23 protein-coding genes are annotated in these 21648 nt (G+C 49.2%); 7 read left to right on the top strand and 16 right to left on the bottom strand.

What is annotated here, in order from left to right:
• The first annotated feature begins 34 nt into the window (after positions 1 to 34).
• A complete protein-coding gene (locus tag B9A14_RS04515; RefSeq protein ID WP_084664382.1) occupies positions 35 to 898 on the top strand; it encodes a nitrilase-related carbon-nitrogen hydrolase in 864 nt (287 codons plus the stop codon).
• Between the two features lie 75 nt (positions 899 to 973).
• Here the strand turns inward: B9A14_RS04515 and B9A14_RS04510 are convergent, their stop codons facing one another.
• Positions 974 to 1627 carry a lactate utilization protein gene (locus B9A14_RS04510; RefSeq protein WP_172839031.1) on the bottom strand — a complete coding sequence of 218 codons (654 nt, stop codon included), beginning with the start codon at positions 1625 to 1627 and terminating at the stop codon, positions 974 to 976.
• Positions 1628 to 1791: 164 nt separating this feature from the next.
• Here B9A14_RS04510 and B9A14_RS04505 point away from each other — a divergent pair, with 164 nt between their 5' ends.
• The 3 genes from B9A14_RS04505 to B9A14_RS04495 all read left to right on the top strand — a co-directional run bounded on the left by B9A14_RS04505 (position 1792) and on the right by B9A14_RS04495 (position 5033).
• Positions 1792 to 3228: an ISLre2 family transposase gene (locus tag B9A14_RS04505; RefSeq protein WP_084664380.1), complete on the top strand. Its 1437-nt coding sequence runs from the start codon at positions 1792 to 1794 to the stop codon at positions 3226 to 3228.
• Positions 3229 to 3643: 415 nt separating this feature from the next.
• Positions 3644 to 4381, top strand: a complete 738-nt coding sequence (locus tag B9A14_RS04500) for a sulfite exporter TauE/SafE family protein (protein WP_084664379.1) — start codon at positions 3644 to 3646, stop codon at positions 4379 to 4381.
• A gap of 43 nt (positions 4382 to 4424) precedes the next feature.
• A complete protein-coding gene (locus tag B9A14_RS04495) occupies positions 4425 to 5033 on the top strand; it encodes a DedA family protein (RefSeq protein ID WP_084664377.1) in 609 nt (202 codons plus the stop codon).
• Here B9A14_RS04495 and pspAA read toward each other — a convergent pair.
• From pspAA to B9A14_RS04470, 5 genes are all read right to left on the bottom strand, one after another.
• Positions 5030 to 5314: a PspA-associated protein PspAA gene (gene pspAA, locus B9A14_RS04490; protein WP_084664376.1), complete on the bottom strand. Its 285-nt coding sequence runs from the start codon at positions 5312 to 5314 to the stop codon at positions 5030 to 5032. The two genes, B9A14_RS04495 and pspAA, sit on opposite strands and share 4 nt — an antisense overlap.
• Positions 5311 to 6015 (bottom strand): PspA/IM30 family protein, encoded by a 705-nt coding sequence (locus B9A14_RS04485; protein WP_084664375.1) that lies wholly within the window; start codon positions 6013 to 6015, stop codon positions 5311 to 5313. Before B9A14_RS04485 ends, pspAA begins: the two co-directional genes overlap by 4 nt.
• A 66-nt stretch (positions 6016 to 6081) precedes the next feature.
• A complete protein-coding gene (gene pspAB / locus B9A14_RS04480) occupies positions 6082 to 6663 on the bottom strand; it encodes a PspA-associated protein PspAB (RefSeq protein ID WP_084664374.1) in 582 nt (193 codons plus the stop codon).
• Complete coding sequence (gene htpX, locus B9A14_RS04475; RefSeq protein WP_084664373.1) at positions 6664 to 7563, bottom strand: zinc metalloprotease HtpX; 900 nt, start codon at positions 7561 to 7563, stop codon at positions 6664 to 6666.
• A 63-nt stretch (positions 7564 to 7626) separates the two neighbouring features.
• Positions 7627 to 7830, bottom strand: a complete 204-nt coding sequence (locus tag B9A14_RS04470; RefSeq protein ID WP_172839030.1) for an SHOCT domain-containing protein — start codon at positions 7828 to 7830, stop codon at positions 7627 to 7629.
• A gap of 276 nt (positions 7831 to 8106) precedes the next feature.
• Here B9A14_RS04470 and B9A14_RS04465 point away from each other — a divergent pair, with 276 nt between their 5' ends.
• A complete protein-coding gene (locus B9A14_RS04465) occupies positions 8107 to 9063 on the top strand; it encodes a S66 peptidase family protein (protein WP_084664371.1) in 957 nt (318 codons plus the stop codon).
• Between the two features lie 44 nt (positions 9064 to 9107).
• Here the strand turns inward: B9A14_RS04465 and B9A14_RS04460 are convergent, their stop codons facing one another.
• The 4 genes from B9A14_RS04460 to B9A14_RS04445 all read right to left on the bottom strand — a co-directional run bounded on the left by B9A14_RS04460 (position 9108) and on the right by B9A14_RS04445 (position 14202).
• Positions 9108 to 9785, bottom strand: a complete 678-nt coding sequence (locus tag B9A14_RS04460; protein WP_084664370.1) for a formate dehydrogenase subunit gamma — start codon at positions 9783 to 9785, stop codon at positions 9108 to 9110.
• Entirely contained in the window at positions 9766 to 10482 is a 717-nt protein-coding gene (locus tag B9A14_RS04455) for a 4Fe-4S dicluster domain-containing protein (protein WP_084664368.1), read from the bottom strand. Before B9A14_RS04455 ends, B9A14_RS04460 begins: the two co-directional genes overlap by 20 nt.
• A 3-nt stretch (positions 10483 to 10485) precedes the next feature.
• Positions 10486 to 12651, bottom strand: coding sequence for a molybdopterin-containing oxidoreductase family protein (locus B9A14_RS04450; RefSeq protein WP_084664366.1), 2166 nt, complete (start codon positions 12649 to 12651; stop codon positions 10486 to 10488).
• A gap of 306 nt (positions 12652 to 12957) precedes the next feature.
• Positions 12958 to 14202: a YeeE/YedE family protein gene (locus tag B9A14_RS04445; RefSeq protein ID WP_084664365.1), complete on the bottom strand. Its 1245-nt coding sequence runs from the start codon at positions 14200 to 14202 to the stop codon at positions 12958 to 12960.
• 28 nt (positions 14203 to 14230) lie between these two features.
• Between B9A14_RS04445 and B9A14_RS04440 the strand changes: the two genes are divergently transcribed.
• Complete coding sequence (locus B9A14_RS04440) at positions 14231 to 15124, top strand: LysR family transcriptional regulator (RefSeq protein ID WP_084664364.1); 894 nt, start codon at positions 14231 to 14233, stop codon at positions 15122 to 15124.
• A 2-nt stretch (positions 15125 to 15126) separates the two neighbouring features.
• Here the strand turns inward: B9A14_RS04440 and B9A14_RS04435 are convergent, their stop codons facing one another.
• From B9A14_RS04435 to B9A14_RS04415, 5 genes are all read right to left on the bottom strand, one after another.
• On the bottom strand, positions 15127 to 15354 hold the full coding sequence (locus B9A14_RS04435; RefSeq protein ID WP_084664363.1) for a sulfurtransferase TusA family protein: 228 nt from the start codon (positions 15352 to 15354) through the stop codon (positions 15127 to 15129).
• 176 nt (positions 15355 to 15530) lie between these two features.
• Complete coding sequence (locus tag B9A14_RS04430; protein WP_084664362.1) at positions 15531 to 16253, bottom strand: CAP domain-containing protein; 723 nt, start codon at positions 16251 to 16253, stop codon at positions 15531 to 15533.
• Between the two features lie 75 nt (positions 16254 to 16328).
• On the bottom strand, positions 16329 to 17129 hold the full coding sequence (locus B9A14_RS04425) for an IclR family transcriptional regulator (protein WP_231967911.1): 801 nt from the start codon (positions 17127 to 17129) through the stop codon (positions 16329 to 16331).
• Positions 17130 to 17280: 151 nt separating this feature from the next.
• The gene (locus B9A14_RS04420; RefSeq protein ID WP_084664359.1) at positions 17281 to 18303 is read right to left on the bottom strand and encodes a sugar kinase; all 1023 of its coding nucleotides are present in this window, start codon (positions 18301 to 18303) and stop codon (positions 17281 to 17283) included.
• Positions 18304 to 18443: 140 nt separating this feature from the next.
• Entirely contained in the window at positions 18444 to 19085 is a 642-nt protein-coding gene (locus B9A14_RS04415; protein ID WP_084664358.1) for a bifunctional 4-hydroxy-2-oxoglutarate aldolase/2-dehydro-3-deoxy-phosphogluconate aldolase, read from the bottom strand.
• Between the two features lie 255 nt (positions 19086 to 19340).
• On the opposite strand from B9A14_RS04415, the gene truD reads away from it, so the two are divergent.
• Positions 19341 to 20507, top strand: a complete 1167-nt coding sequence (truD, locus tag B9A14_RS04410; RefSeq protein WP_084664357.1) for a tRNA pseudouridine(13) synthase TruD — start codon at positions 19341 to 19343, stop codon at positions 20505 to 20507.
• A 161-nt stretch (positions 20508 to 20668) separates the two neighbouring features.
• Here the strand turns inward: truD and rbsB are convergent, their stop codons facing one another.
• Positions 20669 to 21610 (bottom strand): ribose ABC transporter substrate-binding protein RbsB, encoded by a 942-nt coding sequence (gene rbsB / locus B9A14_RS04405; protein ID WP_084664356.1) that lies wholly within the window; start codon positions 21608 to 21610, stop codon positions 20669 to 20671.
• Between the last annotated feature and the right edge of the window lie 38 nt (positions 21611 to 21648).

Below are 21648 nucleotides of genomic sequence, written 5' to 3'. Positions count from 1 at the left end.
AAAAACGTATTTGTAGGAGGAAGACTTAAATCCAATGGGTAACCTTCGAGTGGCCGCCTTACAAATGGGCCCCGCTACTGGAAGCCGTAAAGAGATCTTCAAGCGTATGCTAAATTTACTTGAAGAAGCCGCTAAAAAAGAAGCTCAAATTGTTTGCTTTCCGGAATTGGCCTTAACCCCCTATTTCCCGGCCAAGCCTTTATATCTTCAGGATAAGGAAAAATATTTCGAGGAATTACCTAACGCGCGAATACGACCCTTACTTGACTTAGCATGTGCTTATCGTTTAGGAATAATTTTACCATATGCTGAAAAAGCCGGGGAAAAGTTTTTTAACTCAGCCCTTGTCATTAACCAAGAAGGGAATATTATAGGTAAATATAGAAAAGTCCATATCCCTTTGAGCCACCCAGATAGCCAGGGAAGGATCCGAAACTACGAAGACCAGTACTTTTCGAGTGGTGACCTAGGTTTTCCTATTTTTCATCTCCTGGGGGTTAAAATAGGTATCCAAATATGTTATGACCGTCACTTCCCTGAAGGCTTCAGAGTGTTAGCTTTAAAAGGAGCAGAAATAGTCTTTTTACCCACTAACTCTCCCACTTATGGCCAAATAGAGCGTAAACGTCTATGGGAGGCTCTATTAACTGTACGAGCTTATGAAAATGGTTTCTTCTTAGTAGCCTCTGCTAAAGCTGGAGTGGAAGATGGTATAGAGTATATTGGAGGGAGCTGTATAGTTTCTCCTAAAGGTACTTTTCTAGCCCGAGCTACGACGCAAGATGATGAAGTAGTAATGGCTGAGATAAATACAAATTTGGTCTGGGAAGCAAGAAAAGATCTCCCCTTCCTTGCAGTGCGGCGCCAAGAACATTATTTACCTTTATGCTCATCATAACTTTACGTCCTTATTTTCCCACTTCGCTTAATCTTATGGAATGCAGCTTAAACAGAAGATGGATCCTACAGTTCCCTAATACCCCAACTCTTCTCCTACAAGGATTACATGAAAATCTGGGCTACCCTTAGGGCACATTTCTATTATAGTGGTTACCCGGCAGGATTTATCCTCTAAATTGCATTCGATGCAATAGCCAGCCTTGGCACAGGCTTTCCCCCAGTTACGCCGGTGAGAGTTTAGAGGGGTAGCCACATTTTTTATACGCTCTAGCCCAGCCTGGATATCCTTCACAATCTTATTAATACCTGCTACCATAATAATGCGCCGGGGTCCAAAGATCATAGCTGCCACCCGATTACCAGTAAAATCAGTATTTAGAAGCCTCCCATCTATGGTAATGGCGTTGCATCCGGTTAAGAAAACATCGCAGGTAAGCTGGCGCCGCCGTATTTCCCAGTCTTCTTCTGGGGTGATACCGGAAACCCAGTGATCATGGACTTCATGTCCCCTCGCCCTTAATTCCTCAACCAACCCCATCTCCCGAATGGTTACCGACCCTCCTACGCCTATACTAGCCCCGGCTGGAATAAGCTCTAATACGTTATTTTTGGCTTCTTGTGCGGTATTAAAATAATAGGCCTTAAACCCCCTCCTTTCTAGCGCTTTTTTTACCGTTTCCCCTAGTTGCTGTCTATACCAGGCCCTAGTTTTATTAAAATCCCCCACTTTGCCTTCCCCCTCTCTAAAAATACTCAAAAAACACTTAAGAATAGTTCGGCACCGGGCCGTGTAAAATTTCAGTAGGTAGCGGCAGGAGGATGGGGATGTAATAAAGAAAAAAGAGACCTCACCAGGGAAAAACACTGAAAGCAAAAGGAGCGTGAGGTCTCATGATAGATATTCGCCAAATAGTAGGGGGAGTCCTTCTATTTGCGAGTGGACTTGAGAAACTAATTGGGGAATGCAAGGATTTTTATGAGCTGGAGAAAGGGATACACGAACTAACGCAGAAGGTTTGTAGCCAGATGTTAACCTGGGCACTAGAACAGATAGATACACGGCTGATGAATGAACGTGACCGGAGCCTTTGGGAAGTGGTAGGATTTCGGGCCAAGACAGCTTTAAGCACCTTTGGGGAATTTATTTACAGGAGGCGCTTGTACAGGAACAAAGAGACTGGGGAGACCAAATTTTTCCTAGACGAAGTTTTAGGCTGGCCTTCTCGGGCGAAGGTTACTCCAAGGCTAAAGGAGCTATTTCTGAAACTGGGTAGTGAACTATCCTTTGGCCGGGCGGCGGAGATACTAGGGTATTTAGCACCTGGGGTAAGCGCCATGAAAGTATGGCAAGCCCTTCAAGAAGTGGGGGAGGCTTTAAAGCAGGAAGGGGAAGAGAAGAGGGCAATAGTTTTTGAGAATGGTGAAGTACCTGGAGGGGAAGAAGTGGCGCCGGAGCTATACATAGAAGCCGACGGGGTGATAATACGCCTGCAGAGGGAAAAGGAGAAGCGAGGGGAAATCAAGCATATAGTAGCCTATGAAGGGAAGGAAGAAGTAAGACGGGGACGCTTTAGTTTAAAGAACAAGCTGGTGATAAGCAGCTTAAGGGATGGGGAAGGAGCCTGGGAAGAAAGCTATGCTTTAATAGGGGAAAAATGGGACTTAAGCCAGACCAAGAAGATTTACATAGGCGGAGACGGGGCGGAGTGGCCTAAACAGGGGGTAGAATACTTTCCTGGTGCTGAATATCGCTTAGACCCTTATCACCTAAGCAAGCATTTAACCGAGGCTCTCTGGCATGATGAAGAAACCTTTAGTAAAGTAGGTTTAGCGATATCCCAGGGCAACTGGGAGGAAACCCGAAGAGTACTTGAGGAAGCGGAGAAGAAGAGCCGGGGTGACAGGAAGAAAAGGATCACCAAGCTATTGCAATACCTCAAAGAGAACTGGGCAGGGGTAATTAATTCACCTGGAGCGCAGCGACTAGGTGCTATAGAGGGGCAGATACAACACAACATAGCCCGGCGGATGAAACGTCTGGGGGCCAGGTGGACGACCTCAGGGGCAGACCGCATGGCTCGTGTATTAGCCGCCAAGGCCAACGGAGAGCTAGAACAGTACATATGGCGCTGGCCAGTGGAACAACAGAAACTGAAAGAGATAGTAAAGGCTAAAGCGAAAGAAGTAGATAGGCCCAAGGCGGAGGATATAGAGAAATGGTTACGGGTATCCTTACCGGCTCTAAGGGGTCCATATGCCGACCGGATATGGGTAAAGCACGTTTTACGGGAACTTACCCGGCCAAGTTTTTGGGCTCTTGTGGGGTAGTCGGATGTTTTTGAGCTTTAGAGGGCGAAAAGGTAGAACTAAAGCTAGTATAGCCTTTCAGAGGGAAGGGCTAGGAGGGGTGTCTTATTACCTTCTCTTACAGCTTTGCCAAGCCAATATCCAAGGCTTACCATAGGTAAGATAGCCGCCATGACCTGTACGGCAAAGCTATATTATCGAACGGTGGGGTCTCATCCGAGAAATTCTTTCTGAACGCGCCTACTATATCTTGACACGGACTCGGCACCGCTTTACCCTTGTGTTCATAAAATATGCTAAAATAATTTCAATAACAGCTATAGGCAGCTCCAATCTCGAAACGGCCGTTCCACATACTTTTATATTTCTTCGTTATCCTTATATTTCGTTATCCGCTAACTATTTCCTGCTCTAAAGGCAAGGAGTGGCAGGAAGTATGTATAATCTTTATACTTGGATCGCTGCTCCCTTGGCCGTCTTTACAGCTGGAGCTTTACAAGGTATAACCGGTTTTGGCTTTGCTTTAATAGCTGTACCTCTTTTATTATTGGTTTTCGATGCCCGCATGGCTATAGCCCTAAATCTTCTAATCTCTTTCTGTACTCAGTTGGCTTTAAGTTTTAGAGTCCGGCAAGGGATTATAAAGCCGCTTCTCATTAACCTTTTCCAGGGGAGCCTCTTGGGGCTGCCCCTAGGGTTGTATATATTTTTGCATTTTGATGTAAGGACACTTAAAATTATCATTAGCATCTTAACGATAGGCTTTGCCTTGCTTTTACTACAAAAAAATATTACATTAGCCTGCCCGGCCAGCCAGTGGGTGGAACGTCTTGTGGGTAGTCTTTCGGGTTTCTTAACTACTAGTGTAGGAATCCCAGGGCCACCAGTAATATTGTTTTTGAATACTCAAGGATTATCTAAAGACAAATTTCGCGCCACTTCCTCTGCCTACTTCACCCTCCTCTACCCTGTTAGCCTTGCCCTTTTAGCTAGCTTTGGAGGTCTTAATATAAATGCTGCCTTTACTGCCTTTATTCTCCTGCCCTTTGCCTTTCTAGGAAGCCACCTGGGAATTTTTCTTTTCCCTCGCATCCCTCAAAAATATTTCCGTCAAGGTGTCCCTTTGTTGGTTATAGCTACAGGGCTTTATTCCTTATTTAGCACTTTACTTTAGAAGGTTTCATACAAGCTGCTAGTATGGTAATATATTAGATAACATGGAGAACATAATTGCAGCGGTATTACAAACGATAACGGCGACAATTGCCGCCTTCGGGTATTGGGGTATAGGTGCAGGTATGGCTATTGAAAGCGCCTGTATCCCCCTGCCAAGTGAGGTTATCCTGCCCTTTGGTGGCTATCTTGTAAGTACCGGCCGTTTAGAATTTTGGGCTACTGTCCTGGCTGGTACTCTAGGAGGTACTTTAGGGTCCATTATAGCTTATCTGGTCGGTTTATGGGGTGGACGCCCCTTTCTTAAAAAATACGGCCGGTATGTTTTCTTCTCCGAAAAAGAATTCGCCGCAGCGGAAAGGTGGTTTAACCGCTACGGCGAATTTACTGTCTTCTTTACCCGCCTCTTACCAGTAATCCGCACCTTCATATCTCTACCGGCCGGCATCGCCAACATGCCCTTCTGGCGGTTTGTGGTTTATACCTTCCTCGGCTCCTTGCCCTGGTCTATAGCCCTGGTTTATGCCGGGCAAGTGCTAGGTAGTAACTGGGAAGCCCTTGCTCCCCTTTTTCACCGCTTCGATGCGGTAATAGGGGTGGCAATCTTAGCTTTACTCTTCTTTTACCTGTGGCACCGTCAACATCGATCTTAGTCTTGTAGCAGATCTCGAGGGTAGCTTGCAAAAAGCTCCCTAGCCTCAGCCAGCGTAGTATCTGGAGCAGGTAAGATAAGATCAGATTCTATTAGCTCTGTATCCGGTACCTTTTTACCATGGCCCCGTATCAAAGCTAGGACTTCCCGGAAGTATCTATTAAATCCTTCTTCGTCATTGTTGCTTATGGCGTCCAGGAGGTGGTTATCTAAGCGGTCAAGCTCATTTAAAGCTTCTCCCTCTACCCTGTACTGGCCTTCGGTGAGGACCCGGATGATCACTCCTTCCCCACCTCCTTCTTGAGTCTAGCTAGCTCTTCTTCTACTTTATTAGTAATGGAAGCGCGGCGTAGCTCCGCTTCCAAAGGATCTTGACCGGCCTCTAAAGCATCTTCCAAGACGCCTTTGGCCACCAGCTCGTCTATAGCCGCTGCACGAGCCCGCATGCTCTCTGTTTTCTCTTCCGCCCGCTGGATAGCCAAAGAAACATCGGCCAGTTCCTCGGACAAGCCAGTTACTGCTTCACTGATTTTAACCTGGGCCTGGGCAGCCGAATACTGTGCTTTGATAACTTCTTTCTTGGTGCGGAAGGCCTCCACTTTAGCCTGGAGGCGAGCCTCCACGGTAGCCAGCTTTTCCTGTTCCTGCTCTAAGCCTTTAATCTGCTCTTCCAACCCTTCTAATTGGCTGGCCAGGGACTGCTTGCGCTCTAAGGCGGCCTTAGCGAGATCCTCCCTCCCTAACTCTAAAGCTTCGCGGGCTTGCTTTTCTAGCTTATCCATATTTTCCTTTAAACGTACTACTTGTAGCTCCAGGCGCTTCTTAGAAGCCACCACATCAGCCAAATTACGTTTAACCTTCTGCAGAAGCTCCAATTGCCGCTGGTAAGAATACTCTAGTGTCTCATGGGGATCTTCAGCGGCATCGAGGAGCTTATTGATCTTAGCTTTAAAAATAGTGGACATGCGGGACAAAACACCCATGGCCTTCACTCTCCTTAACTTATTTTCCACCCCTATTGGGGGCATCCTCAGTTTAAGCACCTGATCCTATACAGGGTTATCCCACAAGGGATACCAGCGGCTCAAGTCCTTCTCCCAAGGGAGTTCCTTTTCTAAAAGGGCAAAAAGGCGCATTTCCCCCGCGTGATCCCTCTCCTTATCCTTCCTTGGATAGGGTAAGAAGGGATAGAAATTTCCCCGCTTATAGTTAAAGATTAAGTAAAGGATAGGAGCCGGAGCCCCCTCTTTTTCCAGTCTAAAAACAGCTGCCAGCAACCGGTCTCCAAAACCCTGTTCCATTAAAGTTTGCCCGGCCATGTGGGCTAAAGCCACCAGGTCTTCCCAATCTTGGTCTTTAAATACAAACCACAGGTAGCTATACTCATCCTTAAGTACCTCTATGTGACTACCCATCTCTTGGGCCGCAAGCTTAAGGAGTTTTTCGGCTTCCTCGGTCGCACCGGCAAAAGCGCTATCCTCTGCCGGTCGAAGAACTATACCAGCCCTTCCTGCAGGTTTCCAGCCTGTCTCAGCCTCTAAAGTAAAGCGGGCCGTGGTAAGGGCAAAAAGGGGCTCACTTCGCGGGGGAGGCACTTTAGCCCGCCCCAGTAAAGCATCCCAAAAGCCCACCTAGTGACCCTCCATCTCCCGTTCGAGCTCTCGGAGATACGCCAGGCGTCGTTCTAGGGAAGGATGGGTGGAGAAAAGCTCAAGTAAACTCTCCCCGCTTAGGGCAGGAACAATGAAGAAAGCATTCAAAGCTTCAGCTTGACGCAGGTCCCGGGTAGGGATCCTCTGCATCAGCCCGCTTATTTTTATAAGGGCTGAAGCAAGCTGCCCTGGAGCGCCCGTAAGTAGCGCCGAACCCCGGTCGGCAGCGAATTCACGATAGCGTGAGAGGGCATTAATCAGAAAATAGCTTAAAATCCAGACCACTAGAGAAACCAGGTATACTACCATGGCTCCCCCACGGTTATCTCGATCTTCCCGGTCACCGTAGCCCCAGAAACCCCAATAATAAAACTGCTGGACCAGGAAGGAAGCCACTGTAGCAAAGAAACTGGCAATGGTCATTACCGCCATATCGCGATGCCGGATATGGCTTAGCTCATGGGCTAGAACTGCCTCTAGCTCAGGCGGGTTGAGGCGTTCGAGCAGGCCAGTAGTAACGGCAACAACCGCATGGGACGGGCTACGCCCAGTAGCAAAGGCATTAGGTAAAGGTGTATCCACTATAGCTACCCGAGGTTTAGGCACATCTGCCAAAGCTGCTAGCCTCTCTACCAAAGCATGGAGCTCCGGTGCTTCTCGTGGACTGACTTCTTTTGCGCCCATGGACCACAGGACCAGCTGGTCGGAAAAATAGTATTGGGCTACCAGCATCAAACCCACAATAAGAGCCACACCCGTATACCCTACCCCGGCCTGCCAAAGGACCACCCCAAAGAAAAGGTATAGGGCCGCCAACAAAAACATGGTTAAAAACATCCGGGCCTGCAAACCTCTATCAGGTTTAAGCTGCCTACGCAAAATACCCTCCCCCCTTTAACTGATGATTAATACTATCTTACCTGTGACGTCAAGCACTCAAACTTATTCCTTTAACTCTTCTCGCATTCGTCGATATTCCTCCTCACTTATCTCCCCGCGGGCATAACGTTGTTTTAAGATGCGTAAAGGATCATCAGGGGCCAAAGGAGCAAGTAATTGGCCTCCTTTTCCGCGGGTAACAAGGGCCACCACGCCATAGAAGGCTAAGGCGAGGATGGCCACTACCATAAGGTACCACAGTAACATCCATAAATTCATGCCCCAATTCCAGTTCCAATAGTGCATCATAATTTTCTACTCTGCAAACCTCCTCTGGACTATCTCACGTTCATTCTAATGACCTGCTGGGAAGGATGTCAAGATAATTCACAAAAACTTCAAAAACACCTACGCATCTAGTATACGCCATAAGGCCCTTAAAAATAAACAAAAGGCCCTCCCTTTAAGGCCCCGTGGAAGAAAATAGCCTAAAGCAAGCATATATATTGGAAAAGCACCTTAAGAAGTTAAGGAAGGACGAAAATGAAGACTAAAACAAGTCACTCTCTGATTAAACCCCCGGCCTTGAAACCTGGCGATACCATCGGTATAGTAGCGCCAGCCAGCCCCTTAATTTCCCCCAGTTACCTAAAGCAAGGGATAAAACGCCTAGAGGATTGGGGATTTCGGGTGGCACTGGGCCGCTCGCTCCGCGCTTTTACTTCGGAAGAGGATAGTCAGTATCTGGCCGGCTCTGACGAGGAACGAAAGAAAGAACTAGAAACCATGTTCGCCTCCCCAGGGGTTAAAGCCCTTATTTGCCTGCGTGGTGGATACGGAAGCCTCCGCCTCCTCCCCCGCTTAAATTATGAGCTTTTGCAAGCTAACCCTAAAATCTTCGTCGGATATAGCGATGTTACTGCCCTGCACATAGCGCTCATCCAACGGGCGCGCTTGGTCACCTTCCATGGTCCTATGATTTACCCGGAACTGGGTGGTGAGCTCAGCCCCTTCACCGTTTCCTCCTTGCTGACTGTATTAACTGGTCCCCCACCCTCTTATACCTTATACCCCCTTCCCGGCGCCCCCGCCTTCAGCATCACACCCGGTCGAGCTAGCGGGCGGCTTATAGGGGGAAACCTCTCCCTGTTAGCTTCCACCCTAGGTACCCCTTTTGAGATAAAGACAGAAGGTTGCATCCTCTTTTGGGAAGAAGTAGATGAGCCTTTGTACCGCCTGGACCGCTTGCTTACCCAGCTTCTCCTTTCGGGTAAGCTCCAAGCAGCAGCCGGGATCGCCGTAGGAGAATGTGTGGGTTGTGGAAATCTTAAAGAGTTTAGGGAGCTCCTCGAGGATGTACTGCACCCCCTTGGGATCCCCTCCTTCTACGGTTTCCCTTGTGGCCATGGACCCCATCTTGCTACCCTACCTTTGGGAGTTCGGGTTACCCTAGATGCAAGCGAAGGGTGGTTACGGTTAGAGGAATCCCCCCTGTCCTAGGCCGGCTGCCACTAGAGCTTAAAATGTTCAGCGTTTGAAAATGCTTATGCCACTCGCTTTTCACTACTAGTTGCCTTAGCTCGTTCCTTAAGCTCCCGGTACCAACGTAAGTGGTGCTCCCGAGCAAAGGTTTCCGAGACCGAGCCCCAAATCATACCCTTTATGGCTTCGCGGCATTCGGGATGGCAGAGGGCCAGGTAAACATGGCCTACAAGCACAGCGCCCATCAAGAGAGCTCCAGCGGAATGCAGGGGATGGGCCCAAGCTACTACTTGGGCATCGAAACGATCGCGGAAGAGGAGTATCCAGCCGGTACCCATCATCCATAGGGAGCCGAAGATGGTCAAGAGGGAATTTAGCTTTTCTCCAGCGTTGAACTTGCCCTGCTCCGGCATTTTGGCCGGTAAACCGAAAAATTGACGGGGGAATAGCCGTAAGAACTGCCAATCTTCCCTACTCCAGGTAAAACACTCCTTAAGCCATTGGTATACACTCCGCGGCGTTCCTATGAGCAGAATGAGCACGGTCAAAAATGTAAAGGGATAAGCGAAGAAATGATGCAAAGTACGGGTTACCTTAAGGCCTTCCGGCCCCAGAAGGGTGCTAAAGCCCCGGAATACTAGTGCCGACCCTGTCACCAAGAGCACCACAAAGGTAATACCATGGCTCCAGTGTCCCAGACGCTCAGCCAGGTTAAAGCGCTCAATCCTCTTTTCCTGCACGATGGCCGCCTCCCTTGTTAAAGGTATTTATCAATAAGCTGGTCACCACAGCGGCTGCCGCCAGACCCATGGCTGCCTTCCCTGCCGGCCGAACCAGGTCCTGCCAGACCCGTACAGTACCGGGCTCTTTAAAGTCTGGGGGAAGGAGGGAACGGTCCATCGGCCAGTTGCGAGGCGGTACGTAGGCTAAACCTGTACCAGCTATCCTTATAGCCTTCCTGGCTCTGATAAGCTTATTGATTTCGCTTCCTGGATCCTCCAAATCCCCGAAGAACCTGGCGCCGGCCATGCAAGTTTCCACACAGGCAGGCTTTTTCCCCTTGTCTGTCCGGTGGTAGCAAAAGTAACATTTCTGGACTATGCTCCGCTCTCTGTTAAAACTTCGGGCACCATAAGGGCAGGCAGACTCGCAGTAGCGGCAACCGATACATTTCTTTTCGTCCACTATCACCAGGCCGTCCGGCCGCTTCTGGGTGGCCCCTGTAGGGCAAACCTTAGAGCAGGGGGGATCATCACAATGCATGCACTGGGTGAGGACCACCCCTCCCCGCACTTTAGGAAAACTTCCCACTTCATACCGATGCACCCGGGTGAAGTGCTGCTCGGGCAAAAGTTCCCACTCTGCCTGGCAGGCCACCGAACACCCGTGGCACCCCACGCAGCGATTGAGATCGATGAGCATCCCTAGGCGAGCCATATTTTATCCCACCTTTCGTACAGTAACCAAGGTTTCACACTGGGCAGCTGCTCCTGATATAGGAGCAGCCATAATGGGAATGAGCATGCTGTCGTTGGCTCCCCGATTGTAGGCCAGCCTTTTTACAGGGACAAGGCAGCCAAACCCGTGGGCGAGGAAGACGGCCTCGGGATGGATACCTTCCGTGACCCGGGCTTTAACCCTAACTTTACCCACCTCAGAAGCGACTTCCACCATATCCCCCGACTTAATACCCAGCTTTGCGGCCCGGCTGGGATGGATCCACAGCTCGTTCTCCGGCATCAGGGCCATAAGGTAAGCGTTGTTATCCGTAGTGGTATGGGTGTGCACAGGAACGTGGCCCTGGATAAAGCGGAAATTGTCCTCCTTAGGTTGCACCTTAGGCGGCTCCCAAGCCGGGGTCAAAGTGCTACCTACCTTCACGAAGGCCGGACAAGCTAGTTCAATTTTCCCGGAAGGAGTGTTAAGTTTGGTGTAGTCTGGTTTTTCAGCTAGCACCTCAGCTACCCCCTCCTGAGCCAGCTTCTCTTGGGTAAGCCCCAAGGGAGCGAGGAGGGCATTATTGTAATGCTCTAGCGTAAACCGGAAATATTCACCGAGGCCGCAAGCCTCCGCCAGGCCAGCAATTATTTCTTCTCCTCCTTTAGTGTCGAAAAGGGGCGGCACTGCTGGCTGGCGCAAGATAACTTTATTGCCCACAGTCATTATGGGATCGTAGCGCTCCAGGTAAGTGGACTCGGGTAAAATGTAATGGGCGTAGTAAGCTGTATCGTTCATCTGAATATCAATGGCTACCACCAGTTCCAGCTTCTTTAAGGCCTCAATAAAGGCTTGGGAATCGGGACAGGAACGCACAGGGTTGAGGTGGTTTATGATCACGGCCTTAATGGGGTAAGGATCGTTTTCCTTTACCCGCTGGGGGAAAAGCTGAATCATACCGTGGGCTTTAATGAGAGCCCATTTGCCTGCCCCGGCCCCGTCCCAGCGAGGAGCATTAATAGCTTGCGGTTTAGGTCCCATAAGGGGCGAAGGATCCCCCAACTTAATCTTGGGCGGGAAGGTAAGGCCCCCCTTGGCACCCAAGTTCCCTAAGAGAGCGTTGAGGGCTGCCACCGCCCGAGCCGTCTGTAGGCTATTAAAGTATTGAGATCCGGTCACCGCGTGCCAACCAGGATCCACCACTGCTGCCGGTTTAGCCGCCGCAAGCTCCCTGGCCAGGCGGGTAATGGTAGAAGCCTCGATCCCGGTGATCTGGGCGGCCCATTCCGGAGTATAGGTGGTAACACCTGCCTTGAGTTCCTCGAAACCAACAGTGCGCTCAGCTACAAAAGCAGCATCATAAAGGTTTTCGTTAATGATGACATGGATCATGGCCAAGATGAGGGCCAAATCCGTCCCTGGCCGGATGGGTATCCATTCATCAGCAAAGAAGGCGAATTCGCTAAGACGGGGATCTACGGCCACCAGCTTAGCACCCTTCTCCTTGGCCGCTACGATCTTCTGAATATCCGGGTTTTTGATACCTCCGGTAAGGTTCCGGCCTAAAGCAATGTAATACCGCACATTGGCATAGTCGGTGCCCGGTACCCCGCCGTACATCTGTTCAAAGGCTACATTGCGGCTGCTGTAACATGTCGGCGCATGACCGGTGTAATTGGGCGAACCGAAGGCGGCCATAAAATGTTTTTCCCATGGAGCGATAAGCTCTGGATGGGCCAGCCAAACCAAGGACTGGGGACCATAACGGTGTCTTAACTCCTTAAGTTTCTCGCCGATCTCTTTAAAGGCTTCCTCCCAGGTAATAGGTTGGAACTGTCCCTCGCCCGTCCGCTTAAGGGGGCTTTTTAAACGGTCAGGATCGTAGAGAGTTTTCATCCCCGCGTTACCCCGGGCACATAGGCGGCCATTGGCCTGGGGATCTTTAGGGTTGCCCTCGATCTTTACTACCCTGCCCTCCCTGACCCGCACCAAAATGCCGCACTTTACACCGCACATTTCGCATATACTGGGAACCACCTTTTCCTCAGTAGCTGCCTCTACTGGTCTTACCTTGGGAAGCACTGTAAATCCACTACCCAGCGTAGCCAGGGCTCCTGCCGCAGCCGAAGCTTTAAGGAAAGTACGCCGGGAAATTTTGGCGGCTAACATTAATCCCACCTCGCCCTGAAGTCTAAATCTTAAAGGCCAAAGAGTAATCGAACACTAAGCTGATAAACTGACATTGATATTCGTTAATGTTCTTACTTTATTTACTTCCCTTCCATTTAGAAGGATGTTACTATAAGCTTTAACTTTCACAAATTAAGTTAGCTGTAGGACCCCTTTATTCCTCTCGCCTCAAATAGGCGTTAAACAAAGAAGGGAAGCCCTTCCAGCTTCCCTTAATCCCTTGATTTTTCTTATCTTGAAGCCAGTGCTCCCAGCCATTTTTCTATCGAGGATTTCGATAGCCTTTCAAGCTTTCGATAGGTCCCCCACTAGAAAGCGTAGCAGAAGATGGATGCCTAGATAAGCACCTAATACTAACCCTAATCCAAATACAAATCCATGCAAGGATAACGAAGCTATCCCATTGAAAAAGCTACCTATGTTGCATCCCATACCTACCCGGGCACCATACCCCATAAGGAGGCCTCCGGCCAAGGACCAGGTTGCTCCCTGGAAACTTCTGGGAAAGCGCGCCCGGAATTCCGAAGCGAACAGGGCCGAAAGAAGGGAACCAGCTATTATACCTAGATTTAAAATAGTCCGGGGCTCACGAAAAAAAGGCGTTTTTAACGCCAGGGCATTCTCAGGCAGCATAAAATAATACCAGGATTCTGGAGCTCCACCCAGCAGACGGTAGATCTTTGCTCCCCAATAAGTAAAGGCAGTGGTTATACCCCAGGGGCTACCCCTAAACACCAAAAGTCCAGCATCTAGCAAAGCTATTAGCACCCCTCCTACCCAATAAGGCCAGGCGCGGGACCAGAAGGGTTGTTTACTTACCTCTTCGAGACCTTTTATTTGAATAGAGGAAGTACTGAGGGTGCCTGGGAAAGCCCTTCTTTCTAGGCGAAGTAGCCCTAAGTAAATCCCGCCCAAAAAAACTATCTGTAAAAAGAGGGCCCAGAACCAACCCGCCCAGTCCGGGAAAAAGATGAGGGGCGCCTCCTTAATAAAAACCTTATGCCACCATCCAAAATCATGGGCCCCCCATAGGGAACCAAGAATGAAGGCTATTAAAACCAGCCATTGGAGCACATGGCCTTCGCCCGCCCGAGTTAAGGTTCCGGTAGCGCAACCTCCGGCCAATACCATACCTATTCCAAAAATAAACCCTCCCAGCAGCATATGCCACCCGACCGGGTACACCTCGCCCGGACGGTCTAAATACAGGGAGGCCAAAGCAAAGGCCAGGGTAGCAATCATAAGGGAGAGCACCAGGGCCCGGCTTAAGGAAGTGTTCCCCGTGATCCAAGGGTCCCGGAAACAAGCCACAAAACAGAAACGGCTCCTCTGCAGGACGTAACCTAAGCTTAAGCCGAACAGCCAGGTCCCGGCTAGCAAAATATCCTGGCTTCTCAACCAGGCGGTTAACCCTAAGGCTAAAGCTAAAAAGATTAGAGCCTGGGGTAGTTGAGACTTCACCCCGGCCGGCACTCCTACCACCTCAGCAGGATTAAGCTCAGTATATGTAGAAAAAGGATAGCTAAGCACCTCCGCTTAAAAGCGAGGAGGGAAACTGATGAATCTGGCCCATATCCAAGCCTTCTGCACGGTAGCCCAGGTAAAGTCTATCTCCGAAGCCGCTCGTATCCTTCATATCTCCCAATCTTCCTTAAGCTATCAAATCCAGCTTCTAGAAAATAACCTGGACGCAGAGCTCCTTACCCGGACCAATAAAGGTGTAGAACTCACTGAAGTAGGGGAAATAGTCTATGAGTATGGTCAAACCCTCCTAAAGCTAGTAGAGAACATGAAGCGCGATATAGAAAGCTGGAAGAGCGGACATGAGCACTTAATTGTGGGAGCCAGTAGCAGCATCGGGAGTTACGCCCTCCCCTGCACCATTTACACCTTTAAAGAGAAATACCCGGGAGCTAACATCCGCCTCCTGGTGGCCAACCGTGAAGAAACCATCCAGCGGCTCCTGGAAAGGAGCATCGACCTGGGTCTAATCGAGGGACCAGTAGAGGTACCCGGGCTGGTAACCAGGGGCGTGGCCGAGGATGAATTGCTGCTCATCGTTAATCCCAGCTGGCAGGGCCCGGATACAGTTACCCTTAAGGAGCTACGTACTCTTCCCTTAATCATCCGGGAAGAAGGTTCCGGGACGCGCCAAACTATTGCCAGGGCTCTACAAGAACAAGGTCTTTCCCTTAAAGATTTGAACGTAGTCCTGGAACTCAACAGTAATGATGCTATAAAGTCGGCCGTAGCCGCCGGTCACGGGGTTTCTCTCCTTTCCCGGCTTACCGTCAAGGCCGAGCTGGGAAGCGGTACTTTAAAAGCTCTTAAGGTGGAAGGTATCTCCTTCCGCACCACCTTCAACATTGTCTACCACCGGGGAAAACCCATGAACAATCTTCAAAAACGGTTTTGCCGCTTCATCTTGTCGAACCCTAAAGCTTTCTGCTAGCGTCATGAGCTTTTTTCAATATGGATCTCCCAGAGGCCGTTTCCTACTACCCGAACCTGGGTGCGGTGCCCCATCTTCCTTACCACATCCACCAGGGCTTGGGTTGTGCAACTATGGTCGCTTTCCACAATAAGGATATCACCCTGGGCCAAACCTTTAAGCCGTAATTTGGTACGTATAATGGGCAGTGGGCACATCTCGCCGTAAACATTGAGCCTGTATACTGCCATATACTGCCACCTTCACCACCGCCGGCTCAAGTTTTTTACCATGTCAGCCCGGCCTTCTCCTGCCCCTCGCTGTCAATTCGCCATAACCCCTTTACTTTCCTGCTATGAGCAAGAAAGTTCATAGCTCCCATAAAAAGAAAAAGGCGCGCCTCTAGCCGCACCCGGAGCCAAAATCTTTAGCGCCCTATAAACAGTTGTACCCAATAATGGCCATAACTTCCGCCGCTCGCATAGCCTACCCCGAGTCTGGTAAAGGTTGGATTAAGAATGTTGCTTTTATGGCCTGGGCTGGCCATCCAAGCCGCTACTACCGCCTCCGGACTACGGTAGCCAGCAGCGATGTTTTCTCCAGCCGTCCGGTAAGGTATCCCGAAACGGCGTAGCATCTCTATAAAGGAACCATAGGTAGGGGAATTATGGCTAAAGTAGTTCTTATCCCGCATATCTTCAGCCTTAAGCCGGGCTACCCGGGAAAGATCAAGGTCTACTTGTAGAGGCGTAAGGCCAGCTTTAAGCCGCTCAGCATTTACCAATTCTACTACCCGTTGCTCATAAAGACTTAACTGGTAAGAAGCACTCCCAGACAAAGGAGTAGTAGGTGTAGGCTTTGGCGCGGGAATAAGGCTAGGTTTAGGGGCCGGAATAGGCTGAAACTGAGCAGAAGGTACTGTGGTAGGCTGAGATTGAGGGGTAGACGGTACTGGCCAGTGCTGGGAAACAGGTTGCGTTACCAGCTTAAAGCGGTAAAGCCACCCTGGCCAGGAAACAAACAAGCGCTGGGTATAATACCCTACCGGACTATAATATACCGCTCCTTCAGCAGCTGGTCCAAAGATAAAAAGTAGGGCTAACACAATGGGCAAAATTTTCTTGCCAGACAGAAGTCCGAGACGTCGCATTCTTCTTCTCTCCCCTCACAGCTTTCAAACTGTGCCCAGAAAAAAGTTAACATAAAATATGGTTCGCCAGGTAGATCAAAAATCCCTGCTAGCATTCCTCTGAAATCCCATCCGGCGAGAAATTTCTTTAGCCGCCTCGCGTACCAGGCTACCTAGCTCTGGAATCCTTTCCCAAGTCATATGAACTTCCGAACCTGAAAGGCTTAAGGCTGCTATTACCCTACCCCGATGATCTAAAATAGCAGCACCTACGCAGCGGATACCTTCCTCATTTTCTCCATCATCCACAGCATAACCCTGCTTGCGTACCTGTTCTAAGTGCTCTGCTAGTGTGCTCCAGTCAACGATGGTACGGGAAGTAAACCGGGGTAGCCCCTTATTGCTTAAAAGGCTCTCCACCTCCGGCCAAGGAAGACAAGCCAGGATGGCCTTACCCACAGCTGTAGAATGGAGCGGTACCCTCCGTCCGATCTGGGAGTACATGCGTATAGTACGGTTACCTTCGACCTTATCTACATAGACGGCTTCATCCCCGTCGGGAATTACCAGGTGAGCCACCTCCTGGGTCTGGGCAGCCAGTTGCTCAAGATAGGGCCGGGCAACTTTGCGCACATCAAGGCCCTCTAGAAGGCTTCCGCTTAGCTCCAGTATTTTAAATCCTAACGTATACTTCTTGTGTCCGTAAGTATTATCCTGATCCACATACCCATATTCTTTTAACGTCTGCAGCAGTCGGTAAGTTGTACTCTTATGCAACCCTACCCTCCGGGCAAGTTCATTAAGGCCCAGTCCTTCCCGTTCCCGGGCTAAGGCTTCTAAGATTTTAAGAGCCCTCTCTAACACCTGTACGCTCCCTGTTTCACCCACTTGTATCACCCCTTTAAATCTCCTTTTAAAACCTATATCAAAAAAGAGAGCCCTGGAGCTATTATAACAGTAGCCCCAGGGACTCTCTAATTTAGTAGAACTAATTAACCGAAAAATATTATTGATAATAGTTGATAATCGAGGCAACTTGATCCTTAACCTACCTCTGGACGCGTCCAGAAGCATCACCTTGCATAAGGGTCATTACTTCCTCCCGGGTGACATGGTTAAAGTCACCAGGTATGGTGTGCTTTAGACAAGAAGCAGCTACCGCAAATTCTAGAGCATCGCGTACGTGGAAACCTTCCATGAGGGCATAAATCAGCCCCCCAGCAAAGGCATCCCCGCCTCCTACCCGGTCCACGATATGGATCTGGTAGCGTCGGGAGCGGTAAAATTCTTTCCCATCGTAAAGGAGGGCCGACCAACCGTTATCAAAGGCCGAATAGCTCTCCCTTAAAGTAATGGCCACCATCTTCAAGTTAAACCTGCGGACAAGCTCTAAAGCCACCTGCCGGTACCCCTCTTCGTTAAGCTGACCTGTAGTCACATCCGAGGCTGCGGCTTTAATTCCAAAAACCTTCTCCGCATCCTCTTCATTGCCAATGGCAATGTCTACATATTGTATTAGCTTAGTCATAGTCTCCTGAGCCTTGGCGGGCGACCATAGGTTCTTACGGTAGTTAAGATCGCAGCTAACCGTAAGGCCCAGCTTCTTGGCCGCCTGCACGGCTTCCAGAGTCACCGCGGCCACATTATCCCCCAAGGCCGGTGTGATTCCAGTGAAGTGGAACCATTTAGCTCCCTGGAAGATCTCCTCCCAATTAAATTCGCCGGGTTGTACTTGAGAAATGCTGGAACCCTTACGATCATACACCACTTTAGAGGGCCGCTGGGAAGCGCCATGCTCCAGGAAGTAAATCCCCAGGCGTTCACCTCCCCGCAAAATATAGCGGGTATCTACTCCAAAACGGCGCAGATGATTAATGGCTGCCTGGCCTAAGGGATTAGCAGGCACCTTAGTTACAAAGGCTGCATCACCACCGTAATTGGCAATAGATACAGCTACATTGGCTTCCCCGCCGCCGTAGGTGACCTCTAGGTGGTCCGCCTGCACCAGCCGGGAATACCCTGGAGGTGAAAGCCTAAGCATTATCTCGCCGAAGGTTACTACTTTAGCCATGGAAAGTTCCTCCTCAAAAATTAATTCTACAAGCGCCTAACCCTCGATTAGCTCTCGGGCAATCCTAAGGTTCTTTTTAGCCCCAGTTTTCTTTACCTAAGTTCTTTACGCGCTAACTCCAGTACGTTCCTCCTTCTCTTTTACTTACGGGCAGCCCGAATGGCCTCCACAAATTTTTTCGCCGTTTCGGTTACCAGCTCATAATTGCCTGTTTTAGCCCCTTTAGTGAGCTCGCCGCCCACGCCTACTGCTTCGCATCCAGCCTTAATCCATTCGGCTACATTTTCTAGGCTTACCCCACCAGTAGGAACCAAAGGTGCATAAGGCAGAGGGCCTTTAATAGCCTTTACCATTTCCGGACCGAAAGCACTCCCCGGGAATAACTTTACAAAATCGCCGCCCGCTTCCATCACTTCCACCACTTCTTTTATGGACATAGCCCCAGGCATGCTGACCTTCTGGTAACGGTTACACATCTTGATCATATCCAAGTTCAAACAGGGGCTAACTAAAAATTCGGCTCCGGCAAGGATGGCTGCCCGCGCCGTCTCGGCATCCAGGACTGTTCCAGCTCCAATGAGTATCTCCCCATTACGGTAAGCCCGGGCAAGTTCCCGGATAACGTCTATGGCGCCGGGGACGGTAAGGGCGATCTCGATGGCCTCCACACCCCCAGCCTTGATGGCCTCCGCAATTTTAAGTGCCTGTTCCGGCCCTTCCGCCCGCACCACGGCTACAATACCGCAGTCAATAATACGCTGCATGGTTTTAAGCTTCTGCATGGGCCTCTTACCTCCGGTTTCATGTTTTGGGTTTATATTATATGGTTTATATTATGAAACTATGGTCCACTTTATGATAATATTCAACACAAAAAGATTTATCCCTTCCTTCAAGGAGAACATTTTTTAAAAAGGCTCGTATTATAACATGAAGTAATTGGTATTGATAAGAAATGGGGTTTAGCGCCATAATGGTAGTGGGTTAGGTATTGAGCGGGTACCAAAAGAAGCTTTTTAAGGAAGGTTTACCAAATAATGAAACTCAAGGTGATCCCTGAAGATTTTGTAGTAAAAGAGCTAGCCCATCTTCCCCTTAAGCCTTTAGGCCCTTACCGGTTATACCTTTTAGAAAAGAAAGGATGGAATACCGTCGATCTTTTATTAAGAATTGCCCGTAAGTATAATCTCCCCTATCGCCTATTCTCCTATGGAGGTAAAAAGGATAGGCACGCCCATACCTTCCAGTATGTAAGTGTTAAGTATCCGGCTGATTTAACAACTGTAGATAAAAATTTTTCTCTAAAAGCTATAGGCTATATGGACCGCCCCATGGGCCCTGACCTCATTAAAGGTAACGCTTTCACTATAACTTTGCGGGCCTTGGATAATGAAGAGCTCTCCCGCCTAAGCCACCAAGTTGATGAAGTAAAGGAATTTGGCTATCCCAATTATTTTGATGACCAGCGCTTTGGTAGTTTAGACCGGGAAAGGGGTTTCCTTGCCGAGAGGCTGCTTAAAAAGCACTACAAAGGTGCCCTGGAGATCTACCTTACCGCCATCTATAAAGAAGAAAAGAGAGAGGCCAAGCAGCGGAAGCGCTTTTTTCGCCAACACTGGGGGGATTGGGACGCTTGTTTGCTTCATGCTAAAACCGCTATGGAAAAGAAAATATTTTCTTTGCTTACCCAAAAACCTAAGGCCTTTTTAGAAGCCCTCCGTATGATTCCCGGGGAAGAGCTCTCCTTATTTTTCGCGGCTTATCAGAGTTTTCTTTGGAACGAATTGCTAAGAAGGATCTTGAGAGAGCTAAGGCTTGACTTGACAGCCGTGCCAGGGGTGGCTGGGCCCTATCTCTTCTACCGGCGCCTAGACACAAACATTCTCCTTTATCTTAAAAGCTTAGAGCTTCCTTTAGCTGCTAAACGTATGGAGTTCCCTGACGCCCAGAGTGAGCGATTATTTATAGGGATCCTAGAAGAGAAGGGATTAAAACCCAGCCATTTTAACCTCTCTAAGCTTAGGCAGGCTTTTTTCAAGTCCACCCCGCGGGAGGCCATTGTCATCCCCCATGACTTAAAAGTGGATCCACCGGAAGCTGATGAGCTATATCCGGGGAAACAAAAGATCCGCCTTTCCTTCCGCTTACCCCGGGGAAGCTATGGAACGATGCTTATAAAAAGGCTAACCATGCCGGAGCATTAACAGCGTACGCTTAAGGCCGATAGCAATAGAGAAAGCTAGAACCCTTCTTGAGGTATATCTAGCAAAGATGAAACCCTGTATCTCTTACCACATCTTCTTAGGCTGTAATCCTGCCAATGAATTAAGGCAGGATTACAGCCCCGGTCCAATGTTCTTATTACCTATTTTTTAGTTATGAGCTCTAGTGGCACAGGGATAAAAGATTCTACTTTCTCGCCTTTTATTATTTTCACTGCTGTTTCCACAGCGATCCGGCCCATATCCTTAGGTTTTTGGGCTATGGTAGCCGTCATAGTTCCTGCTTTTATAGCCTCTAGAGCATCTTTGGTACCATCAAAGCCTACCACTATAATATTCTCCCGCTTGGCTCCTTTGATGGCTTCTATAGCACCCAAAGCCATCTCGTCATTCTGAGCAAATACGGCATCTATTTTAGGTTGAGCCTGTAAAATATTCTCCATTACCTGCATACCTTTGGCCCGGTCAAAGTCGGCTGTCTGCTTGGCTATAATCTTCATATCTTTAGCTTTGCTTATCTCTTCTTCAAATCCTTTACCCCGATCGCGGGCCGCTGAAGTGCCAGGGATACCTTCTAGCTCTACTACTAGGCCCTTGCCACCTAGCTTGTCAATAAGAAACTTAGCTGCCATCTTGCCGCCTTGTACATTATCCGAAGCAATATGTGAAGCTACCTGGCCTCCCGCTGCAGCCCTATCTACCGTTATAACCGGTATTCCAGCTTTGTTGGCAGCCTCAATGGCGGGAACTATAGCATTACTGTCCGTAGGATTTATCAACAACACTTTAACCTTCTTGGTAATCAAATCTTCCACGCTAGAGAGCTGCTTGGAGGAATCGTTCTGACCATCAACTACGATTAGATCTACCCCTAGAAGACTAGCAGCCTGCTGGGCGCCGTCCCTCAAATCGACAAAGAAAGGATTGTTTAGAGTAGAAATAGCTAGCCCAATAGTTGCCTTCGAAGCTCCTCCTGTTTCCGCCTTTTTAGCTTGCTCAGGGGCCTTCTGGCCGCATCCCACAAGCAAACTTAGAGTCGCCATAATAATAACAACTATCAAGGTAAAGAATTTCGCCCTTTTCATTTTTAATTCTAACCTCCTTTTAAATTCCGCTTTAGGGT

Origin of the sequence: Thermanaeromonas toyohensis ToBE, from assembly GCF_900176005.1 — a bacterium.
Lineage (GTDB): Bacteria > Bacillota > DSM-521 > Neomoorellales > Neomoorellaceae > Thermanaeromonas > Thermanaeromonas toyohensis.
This window is presented reverse-complemented; position numbering and strand designations above follow the sequence as displayed.

Coding starts and splice junctions, on each gene's coding strand:
- B9A14_RS04515 (WP_084664382.1), top strand. CDS start 35: ATGGGTAACCTTCGAGTGGCCGCCTTACAAATGGGCCCCGCTACTGGA.
- B9A14_RS04505 (WP_084664380.1), top strand. CDS start 1,792: ATGATAGATATTCGCCAAATAGTAGGGGGAGTCCTTCTATTTGCGAGT.
- B9A14_RS04500 (WP_084664379.1), top strand. CDS start 3,644: ATGTATAATCTTTATACTTGGATCGCTGCTCCCTTGGCCGTCTTTACA.
- B9A14_RS04495 (WP_084664377.1), top strand. CDS start 4,425: ATGGAGAACATAATTGCAGCGGTATTACAAACGATAACGGCGACAATT.
- B9A14_RS04485 (WP_084664375.1), bottom strand. CDS start 6,015: ATGGGTGTTTTGTCCCGCATGTCCACTATTTTTAAAGCTAAGATCAAT.
- B9A14_RS04470 (WP_172839030.1), bottom strand. CDS start 7,830: ATGTTACTGTGGTACCTTATGGTAGTGGCCATCCTCGCCTTAGCCTTC.
- B9A14_RS04465 (WP_084664371.1), top strand. CDS start 8,107: ATGAAGACTAAAACAAGTCACTCTCTGATTAAACCCCCGGCCTTGAAA.
- B9A14_RS04455 (WP_084664368.1), bottom strand. CDS start 10,482: ATGGCTCGCCTAGGGATGCTCATCGATCTCAATCGCTGCGTGGGGTGC.
- B9A14_RS04450 (WP_084664366.1), bottom strand. CDS start 12,651: ATGTTAGCCGCCAAAATTTCCCGGCGTACTTTCCTTAAAGCTTCGGCT.
- B9A14_RS04440 (WP_084664364.1), top strand. CDS start 14,231: ATGAATCTGGCCCATATCCAAGCCTTCTGCACGGTAGCCCAGGTAAAG.
- B9A14_RS04435 (WP_084664363.1), bottom strand. CDS start 15,354: ATGGCAGTATACAGGCTCAATGTTTACGGCGAGATGTGCCCACTGCCC.
- B9A14_RS04430 (WP_084664362.1), bottom strand. CDS start 16,253: ATGCGACGTCTCGGACTTCTGTCTGGCAAGAAAATTTTGCCCATTGTG.
- B9A14_RS04420 (WP_084664359.1), bottom strand. CDS start 18,303: ATGGCTAAAGTAGTAACCTTCGGCGAGATAATGCTTAGGCTTTCACCT.
- B9A14_RS04415 (WP_084664358.1), bottom strand. CDS start 19,085: ATGCAGAAGCTTAAAACCATGCAGCGTATTATTGACTGCGGTATTGTA.
- truD (WP_084664357.1), top strand. CDS start 19,341: ATGAAACTCAAGGTGATCCCTGAAGATTTTGTAGTAAAAGAGCTAGCC.
- rbsB (WP_084664356.1), bottom strand. CDS start 21,610: ATGAAAAGGGCGAAATTCTTTACCTTGATAGTTGTTATTATTATGGCG.